Here is a 411-nt window from a genome sequence, read left to right as displayed (position 1 = left end):
GCTCAGCGATAGCAGCGCAGAAACCGGCACCATGACCTACGTCTACGACAGTTACGGTCGTCTGTGGTCACAAACCGACGCCACCGGACGAACGGTAATGCGAACTTATGACGTTCGCAGTCGTATTCTTAGGCAAAGGGCAAGCGAGCATGCCGCAGCAAATGACTACACAGAGACGATTTACACCTATCAAGACAGTGATTACTGGGGGAAAGCATTTTTTGGACGACTAGAGAGCACCACTGTCAAAAGGAATAGTCAAGCGTTTGTCAAAAATCTCTATCGTTACAACCTTAAAGGGCTTAAAATCCAGCATTACTATTACACGGATTTAAATAACTCTGGCAATTATAATGATGCTCAAGAGACCCATCTTATTGAGTTTTCCTATGATGCGATGGATCAATTGGC

At 45.3% G+C, this 411-nt stretch carries 1 protein-coding gene; it reads left to right on the top strand.

What is annotated here, in order from left to right; translation table 11 throughout:
* On the top strand, positions 1-411 hold a 411-nt coding region (locus tag I8J31_RS20775; protein WP_199470495.1), incomplete at both ends, for a hypothetical protein.

The sequence above is a fragment of the Marinomonas transparens genome, assembly GCF_016463975.1.
GTDB lineage: Bacteria > Pseudomonadota > Gammaproteobacteria > Pseudomonadales > Marinomonadaceae > Marinomonas > Marinomonas transparens.
The sequence above is the reverse complement of the archived record's forward strand: the minus strand, read 5'-3'. Positions and strand labels throughout refer to the sequence as shown.